Raw genomic sequence first — 12,906 nt, forward strand, 5'->3', positions numbered from 1 at the left:
AAGGCCGGTATGGCCCCGCCGTCAAGCGCCGCAGGCCGGGCAGGCCGGATCGGCCCCGATCCGCACCGTGCGGGTCTCCGCCGCCAGGGCGTCGTAGATCAGCAGGCGGCCGTTCAGGGCCTGCCCCGCGCCGGTGATCAGCTTGACCGCCTCCAGGGCCATCATCGCACCGATCACACCGGCCAGGGCCCCGACCACCCCGACCAGGGCGCAGGTCTCGGCGTCCGGCGGCACCTCGGGCACCAGGCAGCGATAACAGGGCTGGCCCTGAAACACCGCGACCTGACCGGTCCAGCGGCCAAGGGCCCCGCTGACCAGGGTCTTGCCGTGGGCCAGACAGGCGTCGCTGACGGCGAAGCGGGTGGCAAAGTCGTCGGTGCCGTCGAGGATCAGGTCATACCGGGAAACAAGGTCCCCGGCATTGGCGGCGTCCAGCCATACCGGATGGGTTTCGAGGGCCACATGCGGATTGATCGCCGTCAGACGCTCGGCGGCGACCTCGACCTTGGAGCGGCCGATATCGGCGGTCTGGTACAGGACCTGGCGCTGCAGATTGGACAGGGACACCCTGTCTGGATCGGCCAGGCCCAGGGTTCCGACCCCGGCGGCGGCCAGATAGAGCGCGGCCGGCGCGCCCAGACCGCCCATACCGACCAGCAGGACCCGGGCCGTCTTCAGCTTCTGCTGGCCCGGTCCGCCGACCTCGCGCAGCACCAGATGGCGGGCATAGCGTTCGACCTCGCCGTCCGAAAAGCTCATCGCGCTTGATCTCCACGCTCGGCCTCGCCACATGCGGACCATGCAAAACAGCAATTCCTTCCCAGACTGGCACGGCACGACCATCCTGGCGGTGCGCAAGAACGGTCAGACCGTGATCGCCGGAGACGGCCAGGTCTCCATGGGGCCAACCGTCGTCAAGGGCAATGCCCGCAAGGTGCGCCGTCTGGCCGGCGGCAAGGTGGTGGCCGGCTTCGCCGGGGCCACGGCCGACGCCTTCACCCTGATCGAGCGGCTTGAGGCCAAGCTGGAACAGTATCCCGACCAGCTGGCCCGGGCCTGCGTCGACCTGGCCAAGGACTGGCGCACCGACCGCTATCTCCGCCGGCTGGAGGCCATGCTGCTCGTGGCCGATGCCACCGCCATCTACACGGTCACCGGGGTCGGCGACGTGCTGGAACCCGGCGAAAGCGCCGGCGGCGGCTCGGTCGCGGCCATCGGCTCGGGCGGCAACTATGCCCTCGCGGCCGCCAAGGCCCTGATCGACCAGGATCTTTCGGCCGAAGACATCGCCCGCAAGGCGATGGCCATCGCCGCCGAGATCTGCGTCTACACCAACGGCAATCTGACGGTTGAAAGCCTGTAAATGACCGAGTTCTCCCCGCGCGAAATCGTCTCCGAGCTCGACCGCTATATTGTCGGCCATACCGAGGCCAAGAAGGCCGTCGCCGTGGCCCTGCGCAACCGCTGGCGTCGCCGCCGCGTGCCCGCCGACCTGCGCGACGAGGTCACGCCGAAAAACATCCTGCTGATCGGCCCCACGGGCGTGGGCAAGACCGAGATCGCCCGCCGGCTGGCGCGTCTGGCCCAGGCCCCGTTCCTGAAGGTCGAGGCGACCAAGTTCACCGAGGTCGGCTATGTCGGCCGCGACGTCGACCAGATCGTGCGTGATCTGGTGGAGAGCGCCCTGGGCATGGTCCGCGACCGCCGCCGGGCCAGCGTCCGCGCCAGGGCCGAAGCCGCCGCCGAGGAACGCATCCTCGACGCCCTGACCGGCCCCGGCTCGACCGCCGCCCGCGAAAGCTTCCGCAAGAAGCTGCGGGCCGGCGAGCTGGACGACAAGGAGGTCGAACTGCAGCTGGCCGATACCGGCGGCGGCGGGATGTTCGAGATCCCCGGCCAGGCCGGGGCCTCGGTCCTGAACCTGTCGGAGATGATGAAATCCCTGGGCGGTGGCCGGACCAAGGTCCACCGCACCACCGTGGCGGCCGCCCATGCGCCGCTGATCGCCGAGGAAAGCGACAAGCTGCTGGATCAGGAAGCCCTGACCCAGGAGGCCATCGAGCTGGCCGAGAACCACGGCATCGTCTTTCTCGACGAGATCGACAAGGTGGCCTCCTCGTCGCAGCGCGGCGGGGCCGACGTCTCGCGCGAAGGCGTGCAGCGCGACCTGCTGCCCCTGATCGAGGGCACGACGGTCTCGACCAAGTATGGCCCGGTGAAAACCGACCATATCCTGTTCATCGCCTCGGGCGCCTTCCACGTGGCCAAGCCCAGCGACCTGCTGCCCGAGCTCCAGGGCCGCCTGCCGATCCGGGTGGAACTGAAGGGTCTGACCCGCGACGACCTGAGGCGGATCCTGACCGAGCCGGAAGCCAATCTGATCCGCCAGCACCAGGCCCTGCTGCTGACCGAGGACGTCACCCTGGTCTTTACCGCCGACGCCATCGACGCCCTGGCCGACGCCGCCGTGGCGGTGAACAATTCGGTCGAGAACATCGGGGCCCGAAGACTGCAGACCATCCTGGAAAAGGTCGTCGAGGAAATCAGTTTCACCGCCGCCGACCGCGGCGGTGAAACCGTGACCATCGATGCGGCCTATGTGACCGACAAGGTCGGGGCCCTGGCGGCCAATGCCGATCTGAGCCGGTTTATTCTGTAAAGAGCGGTACTTGCCCCCTACGGATCGCTTCGCGATCGTCTTCCCCCGGAGGGGGAAGATAAAGCGCGCGGACCTCATCTTCCCCCTCCGGGGGAAGACGGCTGCGGAGCAGCCCGTAGGGGGCCAGTCCAGTCAGCCCGCCGCCTGGACCGCCTCCAGCCCCAGCATCGCCGCCTTGCGGGCCAGGCCCCAGTGATAGCCCGTCAGCCGTCCGTCCTTGGCGATGGCGCGGTGACAGGGGATCAGCAGCGAGATCGGATTGGCTCCGATCGCCCCGCCGGTGGCCTGGTAGGCCCGTGGCTTGCCGGCCCATTCCGCCACCTGGCCATAGGTGCTGGTGGCCCCCGTCGGGATACGCAGCAGGGCTTTCCAGACCTGGATGTGAAAGGGCGAGCCGATCAGCACGATCGGCAGGGGCCCCTGGCCGCCGGCAAAGGCATGGACGGCGGTATGACCGGCCGCTTCGTCGTCGCGGATCCAGTGGGCGGCGGGAAAGCGACGGTGCATGTCGTCATAGGTCGCCGCGTCATCGCCGTCAGAGAAGGCCAGACCCGCCAGGCCGCGCTCGGCCATGACGAACAGGCCCCGTCCGAACGGGGTCGGGGCCCAGCCATAGGTCAGTGTCATTCCGGCGCCCCGACGGCGGACCTCGCCGGGCGTGGCGGCCTCCTGGGCGATGAACAGGTCGTGCAGGCGCGACGGGCCGGACAGGCCGGCATCATAGGCGGCATCCAGGACGCTGGCCCCGGCCTCCAGCGACCGGCGCGCCTCGGCATGGGCTATGGCCGAGACAAAGGTCTTGGGACTGACCCCCGCCCAGCGGGTGAAGATCCGCTGGAAATGGAAAGGCGACAGCCCGACCGCCTCGGCGGCCTCTTCGAGCGAGGGGCGCTCCTGCCAGCGCTCGGCCAGCCAGTCGAGGGCGACCGCCATGCGGTGATAGTCCGCCGAGCGTTCCGACAGACGGGCATAGGTTTCGGAGGGGTGCATATCGAGAGCCATGCCAGAAGACTAAACCCGCGACGCACCGGCGTCCGCCCGGTTCTTGCTCAGCCATAGCGTTCGGCGCGGGCCTCGCGGACGGCGCGCTGCAGGGCGTCGGCGAACTCGACCCGCTCGGGCGGACTGAGGGCCCGGCCGACGGTCAGCCGCCGGCGATGGATGCGCAGGCGGACCCGGGCCTCGTGTTCGCCGGGCTGGTCCACATCGACCCGGGTGAAGGCGGTCGGCGAGGTCCAGACCAAGCGAGAGCCCTTTTCGTCCTCGCGACGGACCGTGATGGCCTCGGCCGTCACCCGGACGCGCTCCCTGCGTTCCGCCGCGCGGAAACTGACGTTCAGCGCCCACCAGATGGCGAGAATATCCAGGCCCAGAAAGGGCAGGACCAGCGGCGCGCCCAGCACCAGCAGAAAGACCGCGACCATCAGGTTGAAGGCGATGATCACCGCCATCAAGACCCGCAGGCCCCTCCGGCTCAGGGACCGATTGGGCGAAATCACGGCATCCATGTAGAGCGCGGTGGCCATGGCATCGATTTAGGCACGCTGGCCCGCCTTGGCGAGGGGGCCGCATCACGGCATGGTCGCGACCATGGCTTTACAGACGAAACCGGCGAAAAAGGCCCGGCCCGGGACCAGGCGGATCTCGCCGGCCCAGCGCCAGCGGGTAGCAACCCTGTTCGACCGCTTCGAAAGTCTTGAGCTGCGGCCCAAGACCGAGCTGAACTACCGAAACCCCTATGAACTGGTCACGGCCGTCGCCCTCTCGGCCCAGGCCACCGACGTCCAGGTCAACAAGGCCACAGGCCCCCTGTTCGACGTCGCCGACAGCGCCGAGAAGATGCTCGAACTCGGCGAGGAAGGCCTGATCCGCCATATCGCCTCGATCGGACTGTTCCGGACCAAGGCCAAGAACGTCATGGCTGCGGCCCGGATCCTGATGGACCGTCACCGCGGCCAGGTGCCCCTGAACCGCAACGATCTGGAGAGTCTGCCCGGGGTCGGTCGCAAGACCGCCAGCGTGGTGCTGAACGAGCTCGACATCGAACCGGCCATTGCCGTCGACACCCATGTCTTCCGGGTCGCCCACCGCCTGAAACTGGCCGCCGGCAAGACGCCGGATGCCGTGGAGGCGGAACTGATGCGGATCGTCCCGGGTCCTTTCCAGACCCGGGCCCATCACTGGATGATCCTGCACGGCCGCTATGTCTGCGTGGCGCGCAAGCCCCGGTGCGAGATCTGCAAGATCAGCGACCTGTGCCCCTCCCGCGAGCTCTTCCTGGGGGCCTAGGGCCGCGCCGGGATCTCCAGGCCGCGCTGCACCGCCGGCCGCGCCAGGCAGCGCTCCAGCCAGGCGGGGACATGTTTCAGGCTGCCATAGTCGACCAGCTCGCCGGCCCCATAGAAGCCATCGATGCTGCGCACCCAGCCCAGCAGGGCGATGTCGGCGATACTGAAGTCCTCGCCCATGATGAAGCGGCGGTCGGCGAGGCGGCCCTCCAGGACGCCCAGCAGGCGCTTGCTCTCGGCGGCGTAGCGGTCGCGGGGCCGCTTGTCCTCATAGTCCTTGCCGGCAAACTTGTGGAAGAAGCCGAGCTGGCCGAACATCGGGCCGACGGCGGCCACCTGGAAGAACACCCACTGGATGGCCTCGAGGCGGGCAACCGGATCCTTGGGCAACAGCTGGCCGGTCTTCTCGGCCAGATAGAGCAGGATCGCGCCGGATTCCCAGAGCGCCAGCGGCCGGCCGTCCGGACCGTTGGGATCGAGGATCGCCGGGATCTTGCCGTTGGGGTTCAGGGACAGAAATTCGGGCCCCCAGGTCTCATTGGCCATGATGTTGATGGCGTGCGGCTCATAGGCCAGGCCGATCTCTTCCAGCATGATCGACACCTTCACGCCGTTGGGCGTGGGCGTTGAATAGAGCTGCAGGCGGTCGGGATGCTTGGCGGGCCAGCGGGTCGTGATCGGGAAGGCGGAAAGCTCGGACATCAGTAACTCCCTCTGTTACGGCTTAGATAGGTCCGAATTTTCCCGTGCCTAGAGGCGGGCCATCACCGCCGCCGCAAAGGCCGCCCCGTCGTCATGGCCATGCTCCAGAAAGAGGTCCGGCTCGATGACCTCGAGCTCCATGAGCTGCGGCGTATGGTCGAGACCCCGGATCAGGTCGACCCGGGCATAGGTCAGGGGCAGGTCCGCCGCCTCCAGCACCATCTGCGCGGCCCGCAGGGCCTCGGGCTCCGGCGCGACCCCCGAGACCTGACCGCCGAACTGCGGCTGGACCCTGAAATCGCCGCTCGCGGCCACCTTGGCCACGGCATGACTGAACCGGCCGTCGAAAAAGAACAGGGACAGCTCGCCCTCCTCGCCCACGGCCGGCAGGAAGGGCTGGATCAGGGCCGGGCCTGCAGGGCCGCCTTCAAGGACCTCCTGCCGGCGAACCCGCACCGTATCCTGCGAGCCGCCGGAGATCTGCGGCTTGACCACCAGCTGGTCGACCCCGAAGGCGTCAAAGGCAGCGGCCAGGGCTTCCGGAGTCAGGCGGTCATGGGCGTGGGTCGGGACGACCGGCGCGCCCCGGGACTCCAGGGCGATCAGATAGGTCTTGCGGGTATTCCAGCGCAGGGTCGGCACGGGATTGATCACCGGAACCTCGGCGGCCTCCCAGGCGTCCAGCTGGGCAAACCACTCGGCCTGTCGCAGGTGATAGCCCCAGGCCAGCAGCGGCAGGACCAGGTTCGCTGACGCGGGATCCACCGGATCCGTCCAGGGCTGGCCGATCACGGTCAGGCCCCTGGCCCGCAGCGGGGCCGCGAGCCGCTCGAACAGACGGACCGACGCCGCCGAATAGGCAGCGTGTCCGGTCGAAGGTCCCAGCAGCAGGATATCGGCGATCGGCGAGCTCATCCCTCGCCGTTAGAATGTCGCAAGCCCAGGGGCAAGCCTTCGTTGCCTTGAGCGCCCGCTTCCTTTACTTGCCGCCCCTGAGGGGCTTTCCGCCCCCAGCGCTTTCAAAGGCTTGCCGATTTCCATGACCGCCCTCTACGACGTCGCCGCCATCGGCAACGCCATTGTCGACGTCATCGCCCAGTGCGACGACGCCTTCCTCGAGCGCGAGGGCCTGGTGAAGGGCTCGATGGCCCTGATCGATCCGGCCCGCGCCTCCAGTCTGTATGATGTGATGGCCGCAGCCATCGAGGCCTCGGGCGGCAGCGCCGCCAATACCGTGGCCGGCGTCGCCAGCTTCGGCGGCAAGGCCGCCTTCATCGGCAAGGTCGCTGACGACCAGCTGGGCAATGTGTTCCGCCACGACATGAAGGCCATCGGCTGCGCCTTCACCACCCCGCCCCTGGCAGAGGGTCCGGCCACGGCCCAGAGCCTGATCAATGTCACGCCTGACGCCCAGCGCACCATGAGCACCTATCTGGGGGCCTGCGTCGAGCTGACCAGCGCCGATGTCGATCCGGCGATCATCGAGGCGGCCCGCTATTCCTATCTGGAAGGCTATCTGTTCGATCCGCCGGAAGCCCGCCGCGCCTTTGCCAAGGCCGCCGGCCTGGCCCATGGCTCCGGCCGCCAGATCGCCATCACCCTGTCCGACAGCTTCGTGGTCGAGCGCCATCGCTCAGCCCTGCTCGGCTTTGTCGAAACCCAGTGCGACATCGTCTTCGCCAATGCCTCGGAAGTCTGCGCCCTGTTCGAGACCGACGACTTCGACGCCGCCGTAAAGGCCCTGGCGGAGAAGGTCACGATCGCCGCCGTCACCCGCAGCGAGCACGGTTCGGTCGTGGTCGCCGGCGGTCAGGTTCACGAAATCTCGGCCTACCCCGTGAAAAATGTCGTGGACACCACCGGCGCAGGCGACCAATACGCGGCGGGTTTCCTCTACGGCCTCTCGCAGGGCCGCCCTCTGCCCGTTTGTGGCCAGCTGGGCTCCCTGGCCGCCGCCGAGGTGATTGCCCATTACGGTCCGCGCCCGCAGGTCAGCCTGCGGGACCTCGCGACCCAGAACGGACTCTAAGGAAGACCATGGCCCGCACCGCTGAAGTGGTCCGCGAGACGAAGGAGACCCAGATCCGGGTCTGGATCGATCTCGACGGGACCGGCGTCTCTACGATCTCCACCGGCATTGGTTTCTACGACCATATGCTGGAGAGCTTCGCGCGCCACGGCGGCTTTGACCTGAAGGTCGAGACCAAGGGCGACCTACACATCGACATGCACCACACGGTCGAGGACACCGGCATCGTGCTGGGCCTGGCGATCAACAAGGCGCTGGACGGCTTCAAGGGCATCCGGCGCTTCGGCCACGCCTATATCCCGATGGACGAGACCCTGACGCGCTGCGCGATCGACCTGTCCAACCGGCCCTATCTGATCTGGAAGGTCGACTTCAAGCGGCCCAAGGTCGGCGAGATGGACACCGAGCTCTTCAAGGAGTTCCACCACGCCTTCGCCATGAACCTGGGGGCCTGCGTCCACCTGGAGACCCTCTACGGCGACAATACCCACCATGTCGCCGAAAGCGGGTTCAAGGCCCTGGCCCGGGCGCTGCGTCAGGCGGTCGAGATCGACCCCAAGACCGGCGGCCTGGCCCCCTCCACCAAGGGCGTGCTGTAGGAAACCTTCCCATGCAGACCGTCGCCCTGATCGATTACGGGTCGGGCAACCTGCGCTCGGCCGAGAAGGCCCTGCGTGAGGCCGCCCGTCGTCGCGGGATCGCTGCCGACATCGTGGTCACCGCCGATCCGGCCCGCGTCGCGGCCGCCGACCGCGTGGTGCTGCCCGGCGTCGGGGCCTTCGCCTCGTGCCGCGCCGGCCTCGACGCCTCGCAGGTCTATGAGGCCATGAACGTGGCCGTGCACGGGCGGGGCGTTCCCTTCCTGGGCATCTGCGTGGGACACCAGCTGCTGGCGACCCGGGGTCTGGAATTCGGGGTCACGCCCGGCCTGGACTGGATCGCCGGAGAGGTCAGGAAACTGGCGCCGAGCGACCCGAACCTGACCATTCCCCACATGGGCTGGAACGCCATCAAACTGACGCGTGATCACCCATTGTTTGTGGGTGTCGAAGACGGCGCGCACATGTACTACGCCAATTCGTTCGCCCTGACCCCGACCGATCCGGCCGATGTCCTGGCGACGACTGACCACGGCGGCCCGTTCACGGCGGCAGTGGTCAGGGACAATGTCGCAGGGGTGCAGTTCCACCCCGAAAAATCGCAAGCCGCAGGGCTGTCCCTGCTCGCCAACTTTCTGGAATGGCGCCCATGATCCTCTATCCCGCCATCGACCTGAAGGACGGCCAGTGCGTGCGCCTGCTGCACGGCGACATGGACAAGGCGACGGTCTTCAACAACAGCCCTGCCAACCAGGCCGAACACTTCGTCAAGGACGGCTTCTCCTGGCTGCACGTCGTCGACCTGAACGGTGCCATCGAGGGCAAGTCGGTCAATACCGCCGCCGTGCAGTCGATCCTCGAGTCGATCTCGATCCCGGTGCAGCTGGGCGGCGGCATCCGCACGCTTGAGGGCATCGAGGGCTGGATCGAGGCCGGGGTCAGCCGGGTGATCCTCGGCACGGTCGCCGTGCACGATCCCGAACTGGTCAAGAAGGCCGCCCGCCTGTGGCCCGAACAGATCGCCGTGGCCGTGGACGTGCGTGACGGCAAGGTCGCGGTCGACGGCTGGACCGGCCTGTCCGAGCTCAGCGCCATCGACCTGTCGCGCCGCTTCGAAGACGCCGGCGTGGCCGGCCTGATCATCACCGACATCAGCCGCGACGGGGCCCTGACCGGGGTCAATGTCGAGGGGGTGGGCGAGCTGGCCGATGCGGTCTCGATCCCGGTCATCGCCTCGGGCGGTGTGGCGACCGTCGCCGACATCGAGCGCCTGAAGGCCCGCAAGGGCGTCAAGATCGCCGGGGCCATCCTGGGTCGTTCGCTCTATGCCGGCACCATCCAGCCGGCCGAAGCCCTGACGGTGGCGGCGGCCTGATGCTGAAGACCCGGATCATTCCCTGCCTCGACGTGAAGGACGGGCGGGTGGTCAAGGGCGTCAATTTCGTGGCCCTGCGCGACGCCGGCGATCCGGTCGAGCAGGCAAGAGCGTATGACGCGGCCGGGGCCGACGAGCTGATGTTTCTCGACATCACCGCCTCCAGCGAAGGGCGCGGCCTGATCCTGGACGTGATTTCCCGCACGGCCGAGGTCTGTTTCATGCCGGTCTCGGTGGGCGGTGGCGTGCGCGAGGTCTCCGACATGCGCCGTCTGCTGCTGGCCGGGGCCGACAAGGTCTCGACCAATACGGCTGCCGTCGAAAATCCTGACCTGATCGCCGCCGGGGCCGATGCCTTCGGTGCCCAATGCGTGGTCGTGGCCATCGACGCCAAGCTACGCGAAGACGGCAGCGGCTGGAACGTCTGGACCTATGGCGGCCGCAAGGACACCGGCCTCGACGTCGTCGACTGGGCGGCCAGGGTGGTGGAACGGGGCGCGGGCGAGATCCTGCTGACCTCGATGGACCGCGACGGGGCCAAGATCGGCTATGACATTCCCCTGCTGAAGGCCGTGACCGGCGCGGTGAACGTGCCGGTGATCGCCTCGGGCGGGGCCGGCAAGACCGAGCACCTGGTCGAAGCTGCCCGCGACGGTCACGCCGCCGCCGTCCTGGCCGCCTCGATCTTCCACTTCGGCGAGATCAGCATCGGCGAGGCCAAGCGGGCCATGGCGCAGGCCGGCATTCCCGTGCGCCTCGACGATCTGAAGGGCGCGGCATGAGCCGGTTGTTCGAAACCCTGGAGCGCCTCGCCGCCACGATCGAGACCCGCAAAGGCGGCGATCCGGCCGCCTCCTATACCGCCAGGCTGCTGACCGACCCGAAGCTGGCCGCCAAGAAGCTGGGCGAGGAAGCCGTCGAAACGGTGATCGCCGCCGTGGGCCAGGGCCCGGACGAACTCGCCAGCGAAAGCGCCGACCTGCTCTATCACTGGCTGGTCCTGCTGGCGGCCTCGGGCGTCTCGCTCGACGCCGTGGCCGACAAGCTGGCGGCCCGTGAGGGCACCTCGGGCATCGCCGAGAAGGCGTCACGCCAGACCCAATAGCCGAGCATCGCGCTCGCCTGCTGTTGCCGGATTGACCTTGAGGGCGGCCCCCCCACGCCAGGTCGCGCCAAGCCGTTTCTGATCGGCTTGATCCAGCACAAGGCCGCCTCGCCGTGTCCAGGGCAAAAGGGGCGAAAGGCAGCGCCGATTGCGGCGTCGTGAGGCCGCCATGCGTGACTTGATCCGACCGGTGTTGAGCCCGGGCGCGGCCGTGATCCGCCAGATTCCGAGACCTTCCTCGGGTCCTGGGCAGGGCTGAGCCCATGTCCACCAAGCCGCAAGTCCTGCTGCGTGAAGTCCTGCCGTTCTTTCTGGGACTGGCAGCCCTCCTGCTCACGACCCTCCTGATCGATGCCCTGTTGCATCTGATCGATGCGGTGTGGATCGGCCGGTATCTGGGGATACCGGGCGTCCTGCTCATCCTGGCCTCGTTCGGACATTCGCTGCGCAAGCGGGGCATCCTCAAGACCGGCGACCCCGTGCGTCTGCTCCACCTGCACGAAGGATTGGCCTGGACGGGGTCCTTGCTGGTGCTTGTCCATGCTGGCATTCACTTCAATGCCGTGCTGGCCTGGCTGGCCGTGGTCGCCATGCTGATCAACATCGTCAGCGGCCTGACCGGCAAGTACCTGCTTCGCCGCGCCCAAACCCGGCTCAAGGCGGCGCGCACGGAACTGAAGGCGGAGGGGGTTTCCGACGCCGAGGTCAGCGCGCGACTTCACAATGACAGCCTGGCCGTCGATGTGATGAGAGCCTGGCGCAAGGTACATCTGCCGATCGCCATGGTCTTCGCCATCCTCGCCCTGGCGCATGTCAGCGCCATTTTTGTCCTGTGGGGCTGGAAATGACGCCGCGATGGGTCTGGATCAGCATCGGTGTCGGTCTGGCGGCGATCATCGCCCTGATCTTCGTTTTCCCCCACCAGATGGTCAGTCCCGGGGACCTCAAACCTGCTCATGCGGCCCTGCAGCAGAATTGCCTTGCCTGTCATGCGCCCCTGGCCGGGGCATCGACCGAACGCTGCGTGGCCTGCCACACCGTCGCCGACATCGGCCGTCGCACGACTCTGGGGGAATTCATCAAGCACGCGGGCTCACGGCCGCCTTTTCACCAGACCCTGATCTCGCAGGACTGCATGGCCTGCCACACCGATCACCCAAGGCCCAGGCTGACGCACAATCTCGTCCGTCCTTTCAACCATGCCCTGTTACAACCCCAGGCCCGGGCGGCCTGTTCAAGCTGCCACAGCGCACCGAGCAACGACTTTCATCGCGGTGTGGCCCTGCCCTGCAGCCAATGCCACGGCACCCAGGCCTGGAAGCCCGCCACCTTTGATCACGGCCGCTACTTCAAGCTGGCGGGCCCTCATGACGCGCCCTGTTCGACCTGTCATGTCGGCGGGAACCTGCGGACCTTCACCTGTTATGGCTGCCATGCTCACCAGCCCGGGCAGATTGAGGCCCAGCATCGGGAAGAAGGCATCCGCAACATCCAGAACTGTGTCCGATGTCACCGCAGCGCCGACGGCGAGTCCGGCGAAGGTGGCGGCGAGGGCGGTCAGGGCCGTGAGCGAGACGACTGAGGCCCCGCGCCTAGGCCCGCCGCTTCAGCGCCACGTAGAGCGCGCCCTCTCCGCCGTGCCGCTGGTCGGCCTGGGATACCCCGGCGATCATCTCGCGCAGGGCCGGCGCGGCCAGCCATTCCGGCGTGCGCTTCTTCAGGACCCCGTGGCCGATCTTGCCCTTGCCGGTGATGATCAGGACGGCGCGATGGCCATCGGCATAGGCCCGCCGGATAAAGGCTTCCAGGGCCGGGCGGGCCTGGTCCTGGTCAAAACCGTGCAGATCCAGCCGCGCCCCGATCGGATCATGCTCCTTGATCAGGCGCTTGCGGCGATTGGGTTCGATATGGCCGGGTGCGGATTTGGGCGTCCTGACCGGTGTCGGCTTGATCTCGGACGGGTCGATGCGCAGAGGGGCGATGGAGGCCAGGTGAGTGGGCTGGACCTTGGCGGCCTTGGGGGCCCTGACCGGCTTGATCTTGACCTTGGCCCGCAGCTTCAGCGGCTTGTCGCCAGGCCGCGCATGCACCGTGTCGGCGACCATGCCCCAGAGGCGCAGTTCTTCCGGTCGCGGCGGCCGTTTCATGG

At 67.8% G+C, this 12,906-nt stretch carries 16 protein-coding genes and 1 pseudogene; 11 read left to right on the plus strand and 6 right to left on the minus strand.

What is annotated here, in order from left to right; genetic code table 11:
• Positions 1–21: 21 nt before the first annotated feature.
• Positions 22–759: a HesA/MoeB/ThiF family protein gene (locus ACW17U_RS17110; RefSeq protein ID WP_492054004.1), complete on the minus strand. Its 738-nt coding sequence runs from the start codon at positions 757–759 to the stop codon at positions 22–24.
• Between the two features lie 5 nt (positions 760–764).
• On the opposite strand from ACW17U_RS17110, the pseudogene hslV reads away from it, so the two are divergent.
• Positions 765–1,363: pseudogene (gene hslV / locus ACW17U_RS17115) on the plus strand (ATP-dependent protease subunit HslV).
• The gene (gene hslU / locus ACW17U_RS17120; protein ID WP_492054006.1) at positions 1,364–2,659 is read left to right on the plus strand and encodes an ATP-dependent protease ATPase subunit HslU; all 1,296 of its coding nucleotides are present in this window, start codon (positions 1,364–1,366) and stop codon (positions 2,657–2,659) included. It begins immediately after the preceding pseudogene.
• 132 nt (positions 2,660–2,791) lie between these two features.
• Here hslU and ACW17U_RS17125 read toward each other — a convergent pair whose 3' ends face one another.
• Positions 2,792–3,661, minus strand: a complete 870-nt coding sequence (locus ACW17U_RS17125; protein ID WP_492054008.1) for a methylated-DNA--[protein]-cysteine S-methyltransferase — start codon at positions 3,659–3,661, stop codon at positions 2,792–2,794.
• 47 nt (positions 3,662–3,708) lie between these two features.
• Positions 3,709–4,185, minus strand: coding sequence for a DUF2244 domain-containing protein (locus ACW17U_RS17130; protein ID WP_062150975.1), 477 nt, complete (start codon positions 4,183–4,185; stop codon positions 3,709–3,711).
• Positions 4,186–4,237: 52 nt separating this feature from the next.
• Here ACW17U_RS17130 and nth point away from each other — a divergent pair, with 52 nt between their 5' ends.
• Positions 4,238–4,948 carry an endonuclease III gene (nth, locus tag ACW17U_RS17135; RefSeq protein ID WP_492054010.1) on the plus strand — a complete coding sequence of 237 codons (711 nt, stop codon included), beginning with the start codon at positions 4,238–4,240 and terminating at the stop codon, positions 4,946–4,948.
• Here the strand turns inward: nth and ACW17U_RS17140 are convergent.
• Together ACW17U_RS17140 and ACW17U_RS17145 are read right to left on the minus strand one after the other, a co-directional pair.
• Entirely contained in the window at positions 4,945–5,649 is a 705-nt protein-coding gene (locus tag ACW17U_RS17140; RefSeq protein WP_492054012.1) for a glutathione binding-like protein, read from the minus strand. The two genes, nth and ACW17U_RS17140, sit on opposite strands and share 4 nt — an antisense overlap.
• A gap of 48 nt (positions 5,650–5,697) precedes the next feature.
• Positions 5,698–6,552: an ATP-grasp domain-containing protein gene (locus tag ACW17U_RS17145; RefSeq protein ID WP_492055761.1), complete on the minus strand. Its 855-nt coding sequence runs from the start codon at positions 6,550–6,552 to the stop codon at positions 5,698–5,700.
• A 136-nt stretch (positions 6,553–6,688) separates the two neighbouring features.
• Between ACW17U_RS17145 and ACW17U_RS17150 the strand changes: the two genes are divergently transcribed.
• From ACW17U_RS17150 to ACW17U_RS17185, 8 genes are all read left to right on the plus strand, one after another.
• Positions 6,689–7,678, plus strand: coding sequence for an adenosine kinase (locus ACW17U_RS17150; RefSeq protein ID WP_492054014.1), 990 nt, complete (start codon positions 6,689–6,691; stop codon positions 7,676–7,678).
• Between the two features lie 8 nt (positions 7,679–7,686).
• Positions 7,687–8,277, plus strand: a complete 591-nt coding sequence (hisB, locus tag ACW17U_RS17155) for an imidazoleglycerol-phosphate dehydratase HisB (protein WP_492054016.1) — start codon at positions 7,687–7,689, stop codon at positions 8,275–8,277.
• A gap of 11 nt (positions 8,278–8,288) precedes the next feature.
• On the plus strand, positions 8,289–8,930 hold the full coding sequence (gene hisH, locus ACW17U_RS17160; RefSeq protein WP_492054017.1) for an imidazole glycerol phosphate synthase subunit HisH: 642 nt from the start codon (positions 8,289–8,291) through the stop codon (positions 8,928–8,930).
• On the plus strand, positions 8,918–9,652 hold the full coding sequence (gene hisA / locus ACW17U_RS17165) for a 1-(5-phosphoribosyl)-5-[(5-phosphoribosylamino)methylideneamino]imidazole-4-carboxamide isomerase (RefSeq protein WP_166504301.1): 735 nt from the start codon (positions 8,918–8,920) through the stop codon (positions 9,650–9,652). Before hisH ends, hisA begins: the two co-directional genes overlap by 13 nt.
• Positions 9,652–10,434, plus strand: a complete 783-nt coding sequence (gene hisF / locus ACW17U_RS17170; protein WP_492054020.1) for an imidazole glycerol phosphate synthase subunit HisF — start codon at positions 9,652–9,654, stop codon at positions 10,432–10,434. Before hisA ends, hisF begins: the two co-directional genes overlap by 1 nt.
• A complete protein-coding gene (locus ACW17U_RS17175) occupies positions 10,431–10,757 on the plus strand; it encodes a phosphoribosyl-ATP diphosphatase (protein ID WP_492054022.1) in 327 nt (108 codons plus the stop codon). The genes hisF and ACW17U_RS17175 overlap by 4 nt, the downstream gene beginning before the upstream one ends.
• Before the next feature lie 263 nt (positions 10,758–11,020).
• Positions 11,021–11,605: a hypothetical protein gene (locus ACW17U_RS17180; RefSeq protein ID WP_492054023.1), complete on the plus strand. Its 585-nt coding sequence runs from the start codon at positions 11,021–11,023 to the stop codon at positions 11,603–11,605.
• The gene (locus ACW17U_RS17185) at positions 11,602–12,339 is read left to right on the plus strand and encodes a hypothetical protein (protein ID WP_492054025.1); all 738 of its coding nucleotides are present in this window, start codon (positions 11,602–11,604) and stop codon (positions 12,337–12,339) included. Before ACW17U_RS17180 ends, ACW17U_RS17185 begins: the two co-directional genes overlap by 4 nt.
• Positions 12,340–12,349: 10 nt before the next feature.
• Here ACW17U_RS17185 and ACW17U_RS17190 read toward each other — a convergent pair whose 3' ends face one another.
• The gene (locus ACW17U_RS17190) at positions 12,350–12,904 is read right to left on the minus strand and encodes a Smr/MutS family protein (RefSeq protein ID WP_062150940.1); all 555 of its coding nucleotides are present in this window, start codon (positions 12,902–12,904) and stop codon (positions 12,350–12,352) included.
• Positions 12,905–12,906: the final 2 nt, after the last annotated feature.

It is taken from the genome of Caulobacter sp. AVps16 (assembly GCF_058681455.1).

Coding starts and splice junctions, on each gene's coding strand:
- ACW17U_RS17180 (WP_492054023.1), top strand. CDS start 11,021: ATGTCCACCAAGCCGCAAGTCCTGCTGCGTGAAGTCCTGCCGTTCTTT.
- ACW17U_RS17185 (WP_492054025.1), top strand. CDS start 11,602: ATGACGCCGCGATGGGTCTGGATCAGCATCGGTGTCGGTCTGGCGGCG.
- ACW17U_RS17150 (WP_492054014.1), top strand. CDS start 6,689: ATGACCGCCCTCTACGACGTCGCCGCCATCGGCAACGCCATTGTCGAC.
- ACW17U_RS17140 (WP_492054012.1), bottom strand. CDS start 5,649: ATGTCCGAGCTTTCCGCCTTCCCGATCACGACCCGCTGGCCCGCCAAG.
- hslU (WP_492054006.1), top strand. CDS start 1,364: ATGACCGAGTTCTCCCCGCGCGAAATCGTCTCCGAGCTCGACCGCTAT.
- hisA (WP_166504301.1), top strand. CDS start 8,918: ATGGCGCCCATGATCCTCTATCCCGCCATCGACCTGAAGGACGGCCAG.
- nth (WP_492054010.1), top strand. CDS start 4,238: ATGGTCGCGACCATGGCTTTACAGACGAAACCGGCGAAAAAGGCCCGG.
- ACW17U_RS17110 (WP_492054004.1), bottom strand. CDS start 759: ATGAGCTTTTCGGACGGCGAGGTCGAACGCTATGCCCGCCATCTGGTG.
- ACW17U_RS17175 (WP_492054022.1), top strand. CDS start 10,431: ATGAGCCGGTTGTTCGAAACCCTGGAGCGCCTCGCCGCCACGATCGAG.
- ACW17U_RS17130 (WP_062150975.1), bottom strand. CDS start 4,185: ATGGCCACCGCGCTCTACATGGATGCCGTGATTTCGCCCAATCGGTCC.
- hisB (WP_492054016.1), top strand. CDS start 7,687: ATGGCCCGCACCGCTGAAGTGGTCCGCGAGACGAAGGAGACCCAGATC.
- hisF (WP_492054020.1), top strand. CDS start 9,652: ATGCTGAAGACCCGGATCATTCCCTGCCTCGACGTGAAGGACGGGCGG.
- hisH (WP_492054017.1), top strand. CDS start 8,289: ATGCAGACCGTCGCCCTGATCGATTACGGGTCGGGCAACCTGCGCTCG.
- ACW17U_RS17125 (WP_492054008.1), bottom strand. CDS start 3,661: ATGGCTCTCGATATGCACCCCTCCGAAACCTATGCCCGTCTGTCGGAA.
- ACW17U_RS17190 (WP_062150940.1), bottom strand. CDS start 12,904: ATGAAACGGCCGCCGCGACCGGAAGAACTGCGCCTCTGGGGCATGGTC.